This window comes from Sphaerochaeta globosa str. Buddy (assembly GCF_000190435.1).
Classification (GTDB): domain Bacteria; phylum Spirochaetota; class Spirochaetia; order Sphaerochaetales; family Sphaerochaetaceae; genus Sphaerochaeta; species Sphaerochaeta globosa.
In genome coordinates this window covers 2,537,473-2,551,412 of record NC_015152.1, presented here as the reverse complement: position 1 = coordinate 2,551,412, position 13,940 = coordinate 2,537,473, and the positions used below count along the sequence as shown (strand labels likewise).

The window sequence follows — 13,940 nt, the reverse complement described above, 5'->3', positions numbered from 1 at the left end:
AAGAGTCCAAGAAAATGTCTTCACCCCCGATTGGGTAAGGAGTTTTTTCCTTGATTAGGTAAGGAAGTCTTTCTTAATCTGGGTAAGGAAGTTTTTCCATAGAATAGTCACTCGATAGATGTCAAGAAAAGTTTACACAGAAAGTGGCATTTAGGGTTCGTTTACTTGAAGTAGACACGTGCTCTCAAATGATGAATGCATCGGGCTTCGGCTTGCCTTTGCTTCCTGCTTTCGGGGTTGAGCTCTTCATTTCTCGGAAAGGCATGAAAGGCGGAAAAGACACTATGGTTTTTACTCAGTGTGCCTTGAACGCCTGTACGAGAGTGTCGTTGACCAGGTGGTTTACACTACATCCTTGGCTCTGCGACTCAATCCTCAAGAATTCCAGCAGTGATGGTCGTACAAGGAGCTGAAGCCTGGCACTCTTGGTCTCGTTCACGCAGGGCTCATGGGTGGTCATGCAGGGAATTCCATCCGATATCCTGCCCTTCGAGACATCAACATTGCACCCTTGGGCGATCTCACAGGCGGCATCGATCAAGGACATTGCATTCTCCAGCGCTTCATCAAGCATCTCAACGGCATCCTCGCATCGTGAGGCGTTCCTTGACGTGGACAAGCTCTCGGGCATATCCGCCAATTTGCCGTTCTCCTTTTCCAGAAGCCTTTCTGCAGCATCCCTGAATGCTTCTGCGCTGAGTTTCACGTCATGAACCAACCTGCGCACTTCCCTTGCCAATTCATTTCGTTCTGTCCTGTTCATGTCAATCAGTCCCTTTATGTGTATAAGCGCTCATCCGATGGCCGGGTATGGCTTGCTTTCCTGGTTTGGACAAGCTTGGGAGGGGAAAAGGATTTTGTCCTTAAAAGTCCCCTTTGACGGCATCCTGCCTCAGAGCTTCTGCAATTCCTCCTGCGGGTGTTTTATCCGATATGATTCGCCTCTCAACGAGAAACATTTTGAATGATGAAGAATCCTGTCCAACAGGGCGGTGGTGAGAATCGGGTCCCCCATCACCTCAGCCCACTGCCCGATCTCCTTGTTGGTCGTGAATATGATCGATGTCTTCTCGTACATCTCGCTGACCAGGTTGAAGAAGCTGTTCGCCTGGTCTTTCTTGATGGGGGTGAAGCCGATCTCATCGATGATGATCAGGTCAGCCTTGCGGATTCTCTTGAGCCGAAAATTGGAAGCCCTGCTCACCCTTGCGGTGTCGATGATATCCACCAGGGATGCCATCCTCTCGAAGCAGACCGAATACCCTGCATTGACGGCCTCAAGTCCGAGCCCTATTGCCAACATGCTCTTGCCTACACCCGGCGGGCCCAGAAAGAGTATGTTGACATGGGCGTCTATCCAGTTCAGGTCCTTGAGCTGGTAGAGCTGGGTTGAGGTGATGCCCGACTCCAGCTCCCTGGTATCGAATTCATCCAAGGTGCGCGGATTCGGCGGGAAGTGCGCACCGGAGAGGTTTCTCCTTCGATGCTTCTCGTTCCTGGCCGTCAGTTCGTTCTCGATGAGCAGGTTGAGGAACTCACGGTATGACAGTTTCTGTTCCTCGGCGGCGTTGATGAGCTCGGAGAGGACGGGGATGACATGCTTGAAACCCACTCCGGTAAGGGATGCCTTGGTTTGTGCCATGGTGCGCTTTTCCATCACACACCCCCCATTGCAGTCTGCTGCACCTTCTTCTGGAAAAGATCCTGGTAGGCATCGGAGCCCCTGACCTGCACGCCTACCCCGTTGGGCATGGTGATGAACGAGGGCTGCATGCCGTCATCTGCGTACAGTTCATCATGGATGGAACATTCCTTCTGAAGCCCGCCGTAGATTGCCTGGAACTGGGAGACCTTGTAGCTGAACGTCTCGCAGCAGCGGGTCAGCACCGAATCCAGAAAGGCTGACTCGGGTTGTTGCTTATCCAGCCATGCAAGAATGGCACTCAGCTGTGGTTCCCGGTAGTGTGGGTTCTCCTTGCAGACCCCATTGAGGAAATGCAGCATGTTCGGGCTGGGATATCTTCGCAGCAAGGTATCCTTGACATTCATCCACTTGAGGGAAGGCATTCTCATGTCGTCCGGATGGATGAAGGTTTTGTACTTGACCTCCGCTGGTGCAACCTGATGCTGGCGTATGAGCAGGGTCCCCTGCTCATCGGAAAAGACGAACATGACACCACTCACTATGCGGTAGTAGACAGCCTTGAAACGGTAGGCGGGCGGTACCGAGTACCCGTTTGTCTTGTAGGTGATGATGCGGTTCTTGTCTATCGAGACCGGTCCCGTCAGCATGGCCAAGCCTCCATAGGCCGACGGCAGGTTCGGCCTCAAGGCCGGCTGCTCCTCCTCAAGGAATTGCTGCATCGGCAATCTGTGGGTTGCCTTGTTGAGATCCCTGGTGTTCTTCCTCCTGCACCAGTCGGCAATTCCTGCAATGAGTTTCTGGGCCGGTTGGTCCAGCCTTGCACTTAAGTAATTCTTCTCTACATAAGCAACTAGATTCTCAACACTTCCCTTGCTCTGGGGGTCGGCCTTGTGAAGGACCCTCAACTCGATGTCCTGCTCATGCAGGAATGCCTGGAAGTCCCTTGTCGCTATGATCTCCCCGAGGGTTTCCTGGACCACCATGCAGCTGTCCTGGTCGATGACAAGTTCCTTCGGCCTTCCCTTGATGTAGACGAAGAAGAGGAAGAGCGTCCGGCATGTTTCCACTGCATTGAACCGATGGTCCTGGGCCCGAACGAACAAGAGCCGGCTGTAACGCATCCTGATGCAGAGGAAGTGCACATGCTCCCCCCCGTTGATTTTCTGGACGCCGTAGTCGAGCTGGATCTGCACTCCAGGGGGAGGCGACTCGATGTAATTGCAGAGCCTTGCCTCGACGGGAGGGCTCGTGACCTGTTCGGTTTTTCTCAGATGTGCGCAATAATTGCGAAGCGTCTGCTGGTTGCCGGGCAGGGATTGCATCTTTCCCGTATCCACCAGCATCTCTTCCAGCAGGTCGTACAACGAGCTTATCCGCAGCTGCTTGTTGTTGCAGTTGGCTTGCAGGGTGCTGATGATGATTTCCCTGCAAACCGGATCGTCGAAGGCTTTGTCCTTCTGGTAGGGGCTTGCCAACTGGCTTGCCGATGGGGCATCATTCATGGTGTAGTACTTGCGGATCGTCGGCGCTGACGGTGGCTTGAGATTCATGTTCCGCAGCACTTTTGCGATGTCCGATTGGGCTATGCCCTGCCGTTTCAGTTCGATGATTGTGTTCATTACTTCTACCTGCTTCAGCAACGTTGCCATTGGCGGCCTCCTTCTGGTGATAATGTATTGCTACCTATCACTATACTGGGAGTCGCCAATGCTTGGCCCAATTTTATTGGCCGGTTTACTGGCAGGGATTGGCTGTCATTGAAAAAACTGCTTACCGTAGACTAGAAAAACTTCATTACCGCGCTTGTGAAAAACTTCATTACCGTGAGAGAGAAAGACATCCCTACCGCATTGGGGGTGAAGACATTTTCTTGGACTCTTTAAGGAGAAGGGAATGTATTCATACGAAGAGAGGAAGAAAGCCGTTGAACTTTACATAAAGTTTGACAAAAGTGCTTCTGCTGTCGTAAGGGAACTTGGGTATCCAACCACCAGGATGCTTACGCTATGGTATCGGGAATACCTTGAGAATGGAGACCTGCGCAAGAAGTCTCGAATGCAATCAGGATACACAGCAGAGCAAAAAGCGGTTGCTGTCAAATACTACCAGGAGCACGGGAGAGGATTCGCCCGTACGGTCAAGGCTCTCGGATATCCTTGCCGCCAACTTCTTGGGAAATGGGTCAGCCAAGACTCTTCTTGCGATTTTCAACCTTTGAAAAGGGAACAGCCTGTTGTAAAATGCACAGACAAGCAAAAGATGGCCGCTGTAGTGTCTGTAGCTTCCGGTGAAAAGACTTCAAAACAGATCCAATCAGAGATTGGAGTATCCCGGAGAACGGTCTGGCATTGGAAACGGCAATTGCTTGGGGAGGTAAGCAACCCCGAGATGAGAAGGAAATCCCAAAAAGAATCCGAGAAGGCTTCATCAGAACAGGAGATTCAGCTGAGGGCTGAATGCAACGACTTGAAAGAAGAACGGGACAGGCTGCAGAAGCAGGTACAGAAGCTCCAGATGGAGAAGGATATTCTTGAAAAGGCGGCTGAAATAATAAAAAAGATGAGGGCATCGGTATCGATACACTCTCCAACAGGGAGAAAGCCATGATTATCGATGCCCTTACAGGCAGGTACACCATAAGGCAGGCTGCTGCCCTCCCTGCATATGCGAAAAAGCAGTACTTTCTACAAAATCCAAGCCATGAAGAAAGATAAGCATGAGCTGTTCAGGAAAGACCTGAGGAATGTGTTCTCTGAGAACCGGCAGTGTTACGGTTATCGCCGACTGCATGCAGTCATGACATCCAATGGAAGCACCATTTCAGAGAAGGTGGTTCTTCGCCTTATGCACGAGGAAAACCTTGTCGTTCCTTCCGTGAAGAGAAAGAAGTACAGCTCATACAAGGGTGAGCTCAGCCCTGAGGTCGAGAACATCATCAAGCGTGACTTCCATGCCGAGAATCCGAATGAGAAATGGCTGAGCGACATCACGGAATTCAGCATTCCCGCCGGCAAAGTATATCTTTCTCCGGTGATTGATTGTTTTGACGGCTACGTCACCTCCTGGACCCGTGGTACGAGCCCCAATGCGGAGCTGGTGAACTCGATGCTGGATGGGGCTGTAGGAACACTGGAAGACGGTGAGCACCCATTGGTCCATACCGATCGGGGGAGTCATTACCGTTGGCCCGGCTGGATTGAGAGAATGGATAATGCCGGGTTGGTTCGTTCAATGTCGAAGAAAGGCTGCTCACCCGACAATTCGGCATGCGAAGGTTTTTTCGGCCGATTGAAGAATGAGATGTTCTATTCCCGCTCATGGTTTGGTGTATCAATCGAAGAGTTTTGTGCACTGCTTGATGATTACATCTATTGGTATAATGAGAAACGAATCAAAATGTCCTTGGGAGGGCGGAGCCCTCTTGAGTACCGCAGGAGTCTTGGTCTAGTATCATAGAAAAGTCCAACTTTTTGTCCGCACCCCCATTCCGGTAAAAACATCTTACCGCTCACATTTGGGACATGCTTGCTGATGAGGAGTATGTTGGAAAGAAGCTTGAGGACGCTATCAAAAGACCAATACCGACTGCTTTTTATGAGGTCGGCTTGGTTGAGGAGGAAAAGTGAGTTATCCACAAGTTATCCACAACCCCAGTAATAAGTTATCTTCTCTTTAAAGATATAAGATGCTTATATTATATATTAAAGCTTAATTATATATAATAAAGCTATTGGTCAATAAGCTTATTGGTCAATAATCAAAATTAAGCTTAATAGCCTAAATGCCAATTAAGCATTTTAGGCTAATTAAGCTTTTAATTAAGCCATTTACCAAATAGTCTTTTGATGGGAAAATTCATGTTCGACTAGCTCTTGCACGAGATCAACAAAGTCGCTATCACATTTGGTGAGAAAATACCCGATATCCATGATTCGCTCGTTGTTGATAACTACTGCGTATTTCACATCGATTGCATTCTTGTCCTCTCCAGTCATGAGCCAATGTGGGGTTACTCCAAAATAATCAGACGCAGCGATGAGAAAGTCTCCCCTTGGGATTGTTCCTCTGCTGATTGAGACTGAAACATACGAGGTTGTTACGTTTAAAGCCTTAGCTAAATCCGTTTGAGTCATTCTGTGTGTCGCTAGCAAGGCATTGATTCTATCCCAAAACATCATATCGGAATTCCTCCTGATACTGAGAGTATACCAGAAAAAATTTGAAAAAAGTAGTTGACGAAATGAAAAAAAATGAATAAAGTAGTTGACGAAAGTAAGGTTTACCCACAAATGTTAAGCATCTAGTGAATCGGAACATCCCTTGCAGAATATCCGATTCAGGAGAATGTAAACATTGAACCAGGTTTTAGCGAGTTAGGCTAACAACTGGTTGGAAGAATTATTAAACACTTCCTGCAATGTGGTGTCGCTATTAGGCGGAATTAGTTAATCTCCGCTGTTATTCATCTCACTTACTGACATGTTACCAATTTCCCGAATGGTCCACGCTTTGATGGATTTGTGTAAGGCAACGTTTCCAGGATTTATTGGGGAACGTTTTACATTCTCGGGGTATGAGCGTATCAATCTGCTCTCCAAAAACAAGTGAACAAAAATTACTGCGATGATGGTTACCCGGGTTCGATTCCCGGACATCGCATACCTTCTCTATGGAAGGAAATCATTAAAAGCCGCAAGGTTAATGCGGCGAGGAGTATTTTATGACAGTGCTGGAACGGAGTTTGTTGGAGAGTCTGAATCTGGTTCAACCAGAAGTCGAGAAAATGGCTGGAGAGATTGAGGAGCTGACCGAGAAACTCAAGCAAGCCAGAGATGGCAGGGATGTGTGGTATCGCTCAAGCTGCTCTCTGGAGGAGAAAATTAAAAATCTTGAGGCAGAGATAACAACCCTCAAGGCACAAAAAAAGGAGCAGGAAGTTGCCGCTTCCAACTCCTTCAACAACCTCAAGGAGGTCATCTAATGTTGATCACCAACAAATTTGGATTACCTGAACCTTACTACAGAAGTTGCCTTCATGACAATCATCCGAGATTTGGTTGGGATTCATTCTCTGTAACGGAGCTGATGAAGGGTACGAGGGAAATCGTCCTAAACAGACGTTACTGGGAAGAGCTTGAAATGGACTGCGTGGATATGATCTGGACAGTCTTCGGGACAGCAGTTCACAGCGTGATGGAAGGCCATGAGAGCGACAATGAGCTTGCTGAAGAGCGTATCTCGATGGAAGTTCCTTGTGGCGAGTATGGCATCCGAAAGGTATCTGGCGGCTTCGATCTATACAACGGTGACACCAAAATCCTCACCGACTACAAGACCACTGGAGTGTTCTCCTACCAGATGAAGCTTCAAGAGGGCACCGAAAGTGATTGGGCAAAGCAGTTGCGTGTCTATTGGCTGATTCTCCAGAATGCTGGTTTCCCTGTGAAGGGTGTTCGCAACACTGTGTTCCTCAAGGATTGGTCAAAGACCCAAGCAAGGCGTGACCGTTCATATCCTCAGAAGCCGATTTTGAACATCAACTATGACTTCGGTCCTGTTTTCCGCAGCGATGTTGCGGCTGATATGATTGCCGACCTTTCCTGCAAGATCCAAGAGATTCTGCAGTACAAGGACGCATTGGAGGAAGATATTCCAATCTGTACTCCAGACCAACGTTGGGAGAGGGATGAATGTTGGGCAATCATGAAGACCGGAAGAAAGTCAGCAGTCAAACGCCACTTCAAGAAATTCGATGCAGAACAGCATCTTCAGACTCTTGGTGCAGGTCATTACATCGAGCATCGCTCAGGCGTTCCTGTGAAGTGCATGGATTATTGCAACTGTGCTGATAAGTGCAATTTCTACAAAAACTACATGGCTTCACTTGAAGCTCAAAGTGAGGAGACAATCAATGAGTAACATCTATCAGGCAATGGCCGAAGTAATGAGGGATGTTGAGGCTATCGGAAAAGACCAGAAGAACCAACAGCAAGGCTTCAAGTTTCGTGGGATTGACGATGTTTACAATGCCGTCCACCCAATCTTTGCAAAGCATGGTGTCTTCACTGTTCCAACCCTCCTAGCCGAGAGAACCGAGGAGAGGCAGACCAGAAACGGAGGAAATCTCATCTATCGCATCTTGACCATGAAGTACACCTTCTTTGCCTCCGATGGCTCCAACGTTGAAGCTGTGGTCATTGGCGAGGGAATGGACAGCGGAGACAAGGGGGCGAACAAGGGTATGGCAATCGCTCACAAGTATGCCTTGCTCCAGACACTCTGCATCCCAACCGAGGACATGGTTGATCCGGATTCAGAGACTCAAGAAACGAGTACCAGGAAACCCACTGGAACACCCTCCAATGTAGTAAGGCAGGATGTACAGCAAAAGCCAGAGAGACAACCTAAGCCAGAACCAACAACTCCTCCGTACGACCCTGCAAAGGCTTTCCTGCCGAAGGTTGCAAGTACGACCAAGGCAATCATCACGGATGCGAACCTGATTATTCCTGGGCTGTTCTCGGTAAGAAGGGCTTGGAACCATATTCTTGAGATTTGCTCTGGTGATAAGCAGGTTGCCAAAGGCTTGTTCGAGCAATTCGGGGCACCTACTTCAGATGAGATCACTTACGACATTTACAAGGCTGTGTTCAATGCTATCAAGAGTCCTGCTGAAGAGCCGGAAGGCCCAGAGCTGTTCATTGATGACGAGATTCCCTTTGAGGCTAGTGGGGCGATTGCATGAATCTGACGTTTGTAATTCACGGTGGGGGCTTTCGGGTCCCTGCCGGATATGAAGCTAGGTACGAGGCAATCCTCCTACAAGCTCTCAAGGGTGATGGAACAATCAAGGTGACTGTCGAGCCGAATTACCAGCAGAGAACCATGAGGGAGAATGCTTACTTCCATGTCTTGTGCAAGAGGCTTTCCGAGATGGCTGGAGGAACACCCGAGGATATTAAGGAGATGGCAAAAGCTAAGGCTGTCTCGCTCGGCTATCCAGTGGAAACCGATGAGCATGGCAATCCGGTCGAAGGCGAATTTGGTGTAAAGGGTATACCTTCCAGCGAGGCTAACGTTGGGGAGTGTGCGTTGTTGATTGAGGCCGTCCATATGATGGCTGCGGAGAACGGTTACAGTCTGGAGGACTAATTATGGCAGATATGTGTTCAATCATGATTACTGGAAGGCTCACTTCTGACAGTGAAATCAAATATGCAGGGCAGACCCCGATACTGAAATTCAGCGTTGCTGTTGGACGATATGACAAGGGACAGAACACCTCATCGTTCTTTGATGTTGTCCAATTTTCAAGGGCTGCTGAATCGCTTGTCGGAAAGCTCACAAGGGGCAAGCCTGTAGTTGTCAGAGGAGAGATGAGACAGGAATTCTGGAATTCCAACGATGGGTCAAAGAAAAGCCGTTGGGTGTTGGTTGCTGATTCGTTCGGTGTCCAGCCGCTTGGAGGATGTCAGGAAGAAAACCCAAGCCGTTTAAATCCGTACGATGATGATGCTGAAATTCCTTTCTAGTGGTTCTTCCTTGGAGGGGGAGCTTAGGAAAGAAGCAAGCTACTGAGGTTCATGTACATTCTGTGCTTTCTGAAAATTAGTTCGTATCAATACAGTATTAGTGTTTTCCAAACAGAGAGGTGTCGAAATTGTATCAACCAAAGCAAGTAGTTGCATTCGAGAGGAGAGAAACCTATGTTTTTAATTCCATTGCGGAAGCAGCTGTTGAATATAACGTAAACAAGAAGATCATCCTCGACCGGATCAATGATGGATGCACACTCAAGGATGGTTATACCACTCTTGATTGGTATTCCAGAGAGGGTGATACACTCAGTGAGTTTAGAGAAATGAGGCAGTATATCCCAGAAGTTGTTCCTACTGGCTTGTATAGCACCAATGCTTCTGGATGCTGAACAGCAAGACCTGCTGCTTTAGCCATTTTCAAGATAATCATTACCATTCTAGTTTGCGACTACTTTATCAGTAAAAGCTGCATATTACGTGATTGGTTTGCTCTCTGGTAGTGTATTATTGAAGATAATACTCGGCTAAGGGAGCGAGGCCATGCAGCAAGAAAATATACCATCACCAAACACATTTGCATCTCCAATGTCCAGAAAGTGGATGCTGGCCGAACAGACTGCTGAAAGGCTTGAGAAAGAAGACGGGCTTGATCGAATCATCCTTGAAAAAGACAATGATTACACTTGTCTGACCCTGGATGAGTGTTTCAAGATGTTCTCTGAATATGATGGTCAGAAAGTTGTGAAAGAGCATATCGAGGAAGCTTTTTACCATTCACCGGACGGACTCCCTATCGATATGTTTTTTGATTACATACTGAGTGTGAAGTTGGATAGTGCGGAGTACTTCATTAGAGCATTGACTATGGTCAAGGGTAAATACTTCTATATGATGGATGTCGAGGATCAAATGGATAATGAAATCTTCAACATGCTTCAGAATAGGCTGGGTTCATGCTCAGATATGCTGTTCCTTACTTGCTACTTGAAGGAGCATGAGGCAAAGTTTGCACGACCCTTTATTTTTGAATAATTCCCTCTAAAAATATGATGCTTTTAGGACGCTTGGTCATACATGCGTCAGGAGTTAACCTACTATGGTTACTGTGAATTTTTCCTATAGAATATGGGATCTTCTGATGCTTTTCGGTACCTGAAGGATACCGTACAGTACCGTTATGGTCATGTGAGCAATCCCAATTGCCCGGATACACGGTAGTCCGCTCAATATACATATAATTATAATAGAGAGAGGCTGAGAATCGACTTGTAAAGTGTAGACCTTCCAGCTTTTCAAAGTCGGTAGGCCTCTGGGGGGTCTCCATATTCAAGGGGATTGTTGATGGTAGCCAATCCCCAAGAAAATGGGCAAACTGTGGGTATGTACTCAACTTGCTTTAGGCGGTAGTGCTTGGTCCCTTGCCTCCTCAAAGAGCATGTATCCCGGTTGATAGTTCATCTTCACATAATCAAGACGCCCGTCACGATTCTTTTGGATAAGCAGAAATGTTTCCTTGTCAGTACTTCTGTCTGATATCGCATTTTGAATGTGGTAAACCATGATGGCAACATCGGCATCCCGTTCAATCTGCGTTGAATCTGAGAAATCACTGAGTTGGGGTTGCTTGCCTTCTGCATCCCTCCGAAGCTGTGCTGCTGCAATTACAGGAACATCGAGTTCTCTTGCCAACTGCTTCAGACGCTTGGAAATTTCTGAGACTTGTTCATTCTTTGCCCGAGTCTGATCACCGTAGGTAATCAGCTGAATGTAGTCGATGAAGATTGCTTTGATCTTGTAGTACTTGAAGGCATCATGAGCTACCTGTATGAGCCTTCTCAACGAGATGTTGGGCTCATCATGTATGGTCACGTAATCTCGCTGATATAGTTCGTTGCTGGCTTGGACTACTTTCGCAGTATCGTTCTCCGTCAGGGTACCATTGTAAAAATTCATGCTGTTGATTTTTTCTTGCTTGATGATCATCCGGTCTGCATACTCCCTCCTGCTGGACTCAGCAGAGAAAATGAGGCAGGGGACCTTAGAGTTTATTGCAATGTTCATCAGCAAGGTACTTTTACCCTGTGATGGTCTTGCCCCGATGTAATACAATCGCCCCTTCTGCAATCCACCAAAAGCGGCATCAAGCCGTTTGAATCCTGTCGTCAAGCCGGGAAGAGACTTGCTAGATACCCGCTCCTCAAGTGCCCTAATGCTTTCATCGATGCATTGGGAAAGCGGATATGGCTTGAAGATTTGTAGGCTTCTAGCCTGCTCGTTTCCTGTGATGAACATATCCATCAACCTATCAGCAGGAAGCTCACTTGCGAGTATCTGCTCGCAAGTTTTCTTGATGGTCCTGATTCTGGATGCATCGATTATCTGCCTCTGATAATATTCCCAGGTTGACGGGATTACCTTGATGTCCTTGAAGGGGAGGATGGTCCCAAGTGGCAAGCCGGATTTCTTCGACACCGTCTGCTCATCGATTATGCTTCCCTCATCCACCAACGATTGCATTGATGAAAAAATCTGTTGCTCCTGCGTTGAGAGAAAATCGGATGGAGTCAGCACTGTCCTGCCTGCAATGGAAGGGTCCCAGAAAATCTGGCCGATAAAGTATTTCTCAATGCTCATCCAAGCCTCCTCAGATTTTCATACGGATCATATGACTGAGATGGTTTATCAGCTTTCACGGTTGAGTTTTTTTCCCAGGTTCGGATTGCAGCTTTCCAACTTTTCATCGGGTTCTTCCCAATTTTCCAACCATTGGCCTCGTAGTAATCATGGAAATGAACAGGGTCAATGTCATTTCTCCTTTCAAGGCAATATGCCTCAATTTCTTCGAGTGATGGTCTTAAAAACTGATGTGGTTTTTGTTTCCCATAACTACTATCTTTCTCATCTATCTTATCTTTCTCATCTATTGCAGTGTTCCTGCAGTGCAGGTGCAGTGCAGATGCAGTACAGGTGCATTGTTCCACAATGTCTTTATTTTGCTCTATATCAATATTTCTTAAGGCATTATCAAGATCTCTCTGGTGTCTGATCTGAGCAGCATTGCTTTTCTTGTGAGACATCCCAAGGATTCTATCTATTTCGAATAAGAGTCGGTTGGACCAGAAATACGTGCCGTCTGAGTCGAATAATTGATAAATCTCGATACAATCAGACAGGAAGCACTTCACTGATTTCACATCTTCACCGATTGCCAGAGACACAATCTTTGGGTTGAGCAAGGCTCTCCCATTGCACGTAAAAAGGTACTCGATGATTTCCCAGAAATAGCCAATTCCCCTTGCACCATACTTTTCTCTCATCCTTAAGATTTTCTCATCTCGAGATGTATTTTCGTCGTGGCGAATGAACCGATTATCTAATTTTGCCATTTTAGTTTTCTCCTCTTAAGCGTTCTGTAATACGGAAAACAATAGTGAATTGAAAGATCTGGTATCTTGTTGCTGGTTGCAATGTTTGCTAACCAAGATCCTCAAAATTGCGGACAATAAATTCCTTACGGGATACCTGGTATCAGCATCCACTTCCCCGAATTCCCTTGTGAGATAGAAATCAGCGATTTCTGCAGAAGTAGGATCATGAGGATTCTCAATCGTAGACGTTTGCGAGTGGATATTTTTGCTGTTCAACAAACTAGTTTTCTTCATATACATTTCTTCTCCTTAATCGGTTTGCAATTTTTTGTTTTTCTTCATCCGTCAAGTTCGTTCGTTTTTGGAATGGGTTTCTGCCCAGTCTGAAAGGGTATAGTGTGCAATCCTTTGCTGGACATTGCTTGACTTCCTTCTTTGAGTCGCAGCAGCACCAGAGGCAATATGTCCGAATGCTGTTCAGGGGAGTGATCTTCTTTGTCCCAGATGCTCCATTTTGCTGGCTAATTTGAGTGACTTGACTCACGCTTTACCTCCATTGAAGAGGACAGAAGCTTCTCTTGTCGTCTCAAACCGTTGAGGTATACCGTCGCGGATGTGCACTGCAAGTGTGAGTTTCCCATGTTCCGGAGCCTGTTCGAACATTGATACCAATTGATCATAAAGTTCCGAAAGACATGAAAGTGGGATTTTATCGCGCTTCATACCGAGCCTCCGAGTTTGGTGTTCTCAAGCTGGTCGAGTATGGATGCTGAGATCAGGACCCTATTCCCTAGCTTTCTGAACGGTACGATTCCCTGCTTCATATACCGATGAAGCGTAGTCCTGCCGATTCTTGCTTCCTCGCAGAATTCCTTTATAGTGAGGAACCTCTTGCCTCTAGTATTCTCAGGCATCTTCTTCCTCCTTTAAGCAGTCCTGAGAATCCTTTTGACTGCTGTGAGAAATGACGCATGTTGGATCAACGAGGGTTGATTTGATGTATTGGTCAATCATCGCTTGTGTGAAGCGAACATTGGCCCCAATTTTTAGGTGCGGAAACTTCTTTTGGGAAACCCATTGTCGTAGAGTTTGTGGATGCATACGGAGGGTTTCCGCTACTTCCTCATACGTTAGCAACGTTGCTCGTTCTGTTCGTGTGGCCATAAACTATCTCCTGAAATTTGATGTTTGAATAACGTGCGCTACCCTTACAATCACGAAGATAACGGAGAATAAGCTTGTCCTAGAAATGACTGGGACAGAGTGGGACAACTTTTTTTAAAGGTAGTCTAAAGTAATAACATATAAACAAATAAATAGAATTTTCTGAGAAATTTTATTAGGACATTATCATAAAAAAATACCGGCCACTGATGACCGGTATAAAAA

The 13,940-nt window shown here is 46.9% G+C and carries 15 protein-coding genes and 1 pseudogene; 7 read left to right on the top strand and 9 right to left on the bottom strand.

All coding sequences use genetic code 11. The features are described from left to right. Positions 1-295: 295 nt before the first annotated feature. The 3 genes from SPIBUDDY_RS11945 to SPIBUDDY_RS11935 form a co-directional block, all read right to left on the bottom strand. On the bottom strand, positions 296-763 hold the full coding sequence (locus SPIBUDDY_RS11945) for a hypothetical protein (RefSeq protein ID WP_013608019.1): 468 nt from the start codon (positions 761-763) through the stop codon (positions 296-298). A 129-nt stretch (positions 764-892) separates the two neighbouring features. After that, positions 893-1,657: an IS21-like element helper ATPase IstB gene (istB, locus tag SPIBUDDY_RS11940; protein ID WP_013608018.1), complete on the bottom strand. Its 765-nt coding sequence runs from the start codon at positions 1,655-1,657 to the stop codon at positions 893-895. Beyond that, a complete protein-coding gene (locus SPIBUDDY_RS11935; protein ID WP_013608017.1) occupies positions 1,657-3,294 on the bottom strand; it encodes a DDE-type integrase/transposase/recombinase in 1,638 nt (545 codons plus the stop codon). Before SPIBUDDY_RS11935 ends, istB begins: the two co-directional genes overlap by 1 nt. Positions 3,295-3,538: 244 nt before the next feature. Between SPIBUDDY_RS11935 and SPIBUDDY_RS16060 the strand changes: the two are divergent. Then, positions 3,539-5,101, top strand: a pseudogene (locus tag SPIBUDDY_RS16060) (IS3 family transposase). A gap of 371 nt (positions 5,102-5,472) precedes the next feature. Here the strand turns inward: SPIBUDDY_RS16060 and SPIBUDDY_RS11920 are convergent. Continuing rightward, entirely contained in the window at positions 5,473-5,823 is a 351-nt protein-coding gene (locus SPIBUDDY_RS11920; protein WP_013608016.1) for a helix-turn-helix domain-containing protein, read from the bottom strand. 542 nt (positions 5,824-6,365) lie between these two features. On the opposite strand from SPIBUDDY_RS11920, the gene SPIBUDDY_RS11915 reads away from it, so the two are divergent. From SPIBUDDY_RS11915 to SPIBUDDY_RS11885, 6 genes are all read left to right on the top strand, one after another. After that, entirely contained in the window at positions 6,366-6,626 is a 261-nt protein-coding gene (locus SPIBUDDY_RS11915) for a hypothetical protein (protein WP_013608014.1), read from the top strand. After that, positions 6,626-7,564, top strand: a complete 939-nt coding sequence (locus SPIBUDDY_RS11910; RefSeq protein WP_013608013.1) for a hypothetical protein — start codon at positions 6,626-6,628, stop codon at positions 7,562-7,564. Before SPIBUDDY_RS11915 ends, SPIBUDDY_RS11910 begins: the two co-directional genes overlap by 1 nt. After that, the gene (locus SPIBUDDY_RS15810) at positions 7,557-8,390 is read left to right on the top strand and encodes an ERF family protein (RefSeq protein ID WP_013608012.1); all 834 of its coding nucleotides are present in this window, start codon (positions 7,557-7,559) and stop codon (positions 8,388-8,390) included. Before SPIBUDDY_RS11910 ends, SPIBUDDY_RS15810 begins: the two co-directional genes overlap by 8 nt. Further along, the gene (locus tag SPIBUDDY_RS11900) at positions 8,387-8,797 is read left to right on the top strand and encodes a hypothetical protein (protein WP_013608011.1); all 411 of its coding nucleotides are present in this window, start codon (positions 8,387-8,389) and stop codon (positions 8,795-8,797) included. Before SPIBUDDY_RS15810 ends, SPIBUDDY_RS11900 begins: the two co-directional genes overlap by 4 nt. A gap of 2 nt (positions 8,798-8,799) precedes the next feature. After that, on the top strand, positions 8,800-9,177 hold the full coding sequence (locus SPIBUDDY_RS11895) for a single-stranded DNA-binding protein (protein WP_013608010.1): 378 nt from the start codon (positions 8,800-8,802) through the stop codon (positions 9,175-9,177). Between the two features lie 591 nt (positions 9,178-9,768). Next, a complete protein-coding gene (locus tag SPIBUDDY_RS11885; protein WP_155816102.1) occupies positions 9,769-10,215 on the top strand; it encodes a hypothetical protein in 447 nt (148 codons plus the stop codon). Between the two features lie 354 nt (positions 10,216-10,569). Here the strand turns inward: SPIBUDDY_RS11885 and SPIBUDDY_RS11880 are convergent, their stop codons facing one another. From SPIBUDDY_RS11880 to SPIBUDDY_RS11855, 5 genes are all read right to left on the bottom strand, one after another. After that, a complete protein-coding gene (locus tag SPIBUDDY_RS11880; protein ID WP_013608007.1) occupies positions 10,570-11,817 on the bottom strand; it encodes a DnaB-like helicase C-terminal domain-containing protein in 1,248 nt (415 codons plus the stop codon). Next, positions 11,814-12,569, bottom strand: coding sequence for a DUF4373 domain-containing protein (locus SPIBUDDY_RS15805; protein ID WP_013608006.1), 756 nt, complete (start codon positions 12,567-12,569; stop codon positions 11,814-11,816). Before SPIBUDDY_RS15805 ends, SPIBUDDY_RS11880 begins: the two co-directional genes overlap by 4 nt. Before the next feature lie 522 nt (positions 12,570-13,091). Beyond that, the gene (locus tag SPIBUDDY_RS11865; protein ID WP_013608004.1) at positions 13,092-13,274 is read right to left on the bottom strand and encodes a hypothetical protein; all 183 of its coding nucleotides are present in this window, start codon (positions 13,272-13,274) and stop codon (positions 13,092-13,094) included. Beyond that, a complete protein-coding gene (locus tag SPIBUDDY_RS11860; protein ID WP_013608003.1) occupies positions 13,271-13,465 on the bottom strand; it encodes a helix-turn-helix domain-containing protein in 195 nt (64 codons plus the stop codon). Before SPIBUDDY_RS11860 ends, SPIBUDDY_RS11865 begins: the two co-directional genes overlap by 4 nt. Then, on the bottom strand, positions 13,458-13,715 hold the full coding sequence (locus SPIBUDDY_RS11855) for a helix-turn-helix domain-containing protein (RefSeq protein ID WP_013608002.1): 258 nt from the start codon (positions 13,713-13,715) through the stop codon (positions 13,458-13,460). The genes SPIBUDDY_RS11860 and SPIBUDDY_RS11855 overlap by 8 nt, the downstream gene beginning before the upstream one ends. Between the last annotated feature and the right edge of the window lie 225 nt (positions 13,716-13,940).

Excerpts from the sequence above, each read along its gene's own strand:
- SPIBUDDY_RS11945 (WP_013608019.1), bottom strand. The coding sequence starts at position 763 with ATGAACAGGACAGAACGAAATGAATTGGCAAGGGAAGTGCGCAGGTTG.
- istB (WP_013608018.1), bottom strand. The coding sequence starts at position 1,657 with ATGGAAAAGCGCACCATGGCACAAACCAAGGCATCCCTTACCGGAGTG.
- SPIBUDDY_RS11935 (WP_013608017.1), bottom strand. The coding sequence starts at position 3,294 with ATGGCAACGTTGCTGAAGCAGGTAGAAGTAATGAACACAATCATCGAA.
- SPIBUDDY_RS11920 (WP_013608016.1), bottom strand. The coding sequence starts at position 5,823 with ATGATGTTTTGGGATAGAATCAATGCCTTGCTAGCGACACACAGAATG.
- SPIBUDDY_RS11915 (WP_013608014.1), top strand. The coding sequence starts at position 6,366 with ATGACAGTGCTGGAACGGAGTTTGTTGGAGAGTCTGAATCTGGTTCAA.
- SPIBUDDY_RS11910 (WP_013608013.1), top strand. The coding sequence starts at position 6,626 with ATGTTGATCACCAACAAATTTGGATTACCTGAACCTTACTACAGAAGT.
- SPIBUDDY_RS15810 (WP_013608012.1), top strand. The coding sequence starts at position 7,557 with ATGAGTAACATCTATCAGGCAATGGCCGAAGTAATGAGGGATGTTGAG.
- SPIBUDDY_RS11900 (WP_013608011.1), top strand. The coding sequence starts at position 8,387 with ATGAATCTGACGTTTGTAATTCACGGTGGGGGCTTTCGGGTCCCTGCC.
- SPIBUDDY_RS11895 (WP_013608010.1), top strand. The coding sequence starts at position 8,800 with ATGGCAGATATGTGTTCAATCATGATTACTGGAAGGCTCACTTCTGAC.
- SPIBUDDY_RS11885 (WP_155816102.1), top strand. The coding sequence starts at position 9,769 with ATGTCCAGAAAGTGGATGCTGGCCGAACAGACTGCTGAAAGGCTTGAG.
- SPIBUDDY_RS11880 (WP_013608007.1), bottom strand. The coding sequence starts at position 11,817 with ATGAGCATTGAGAAATACTTTATCGGCCAGATTTTCTGGGACCCTTCC.
- SPIBUDDY_RS15805 (WP_013608006.1), bottom strand. The coding sequence starts at position 12,569 with ATGGCAAAATTAGATAATCGGTTCATTCGCCACGACGAAAATACATCT.
- SPIBUDDY_RS11865 (WP_013608004.1), bottom strand. The coding sequence starts at position 13,274 with ATGAAGCGCGATAAAATCCCACTTTCATGTCTTTCGGAACTTTATGAT.
- SPIBUDDY_RS11860 (WP_013608003.1), bottom strand. The coding sequence starts at position 13,465 with ATGCCTGAGAATACTAGAGGCAAGAGGTTCCTCACTATAAAGGAATTC.
- SPIBUDDY_RS11855 (WP_013608002.1), bottom strand. The coding sequence starts at position 13,715 with ATGGCCACACGAACAGAACGAGCAACGTTGCTAACGTATGAGGAAGTA.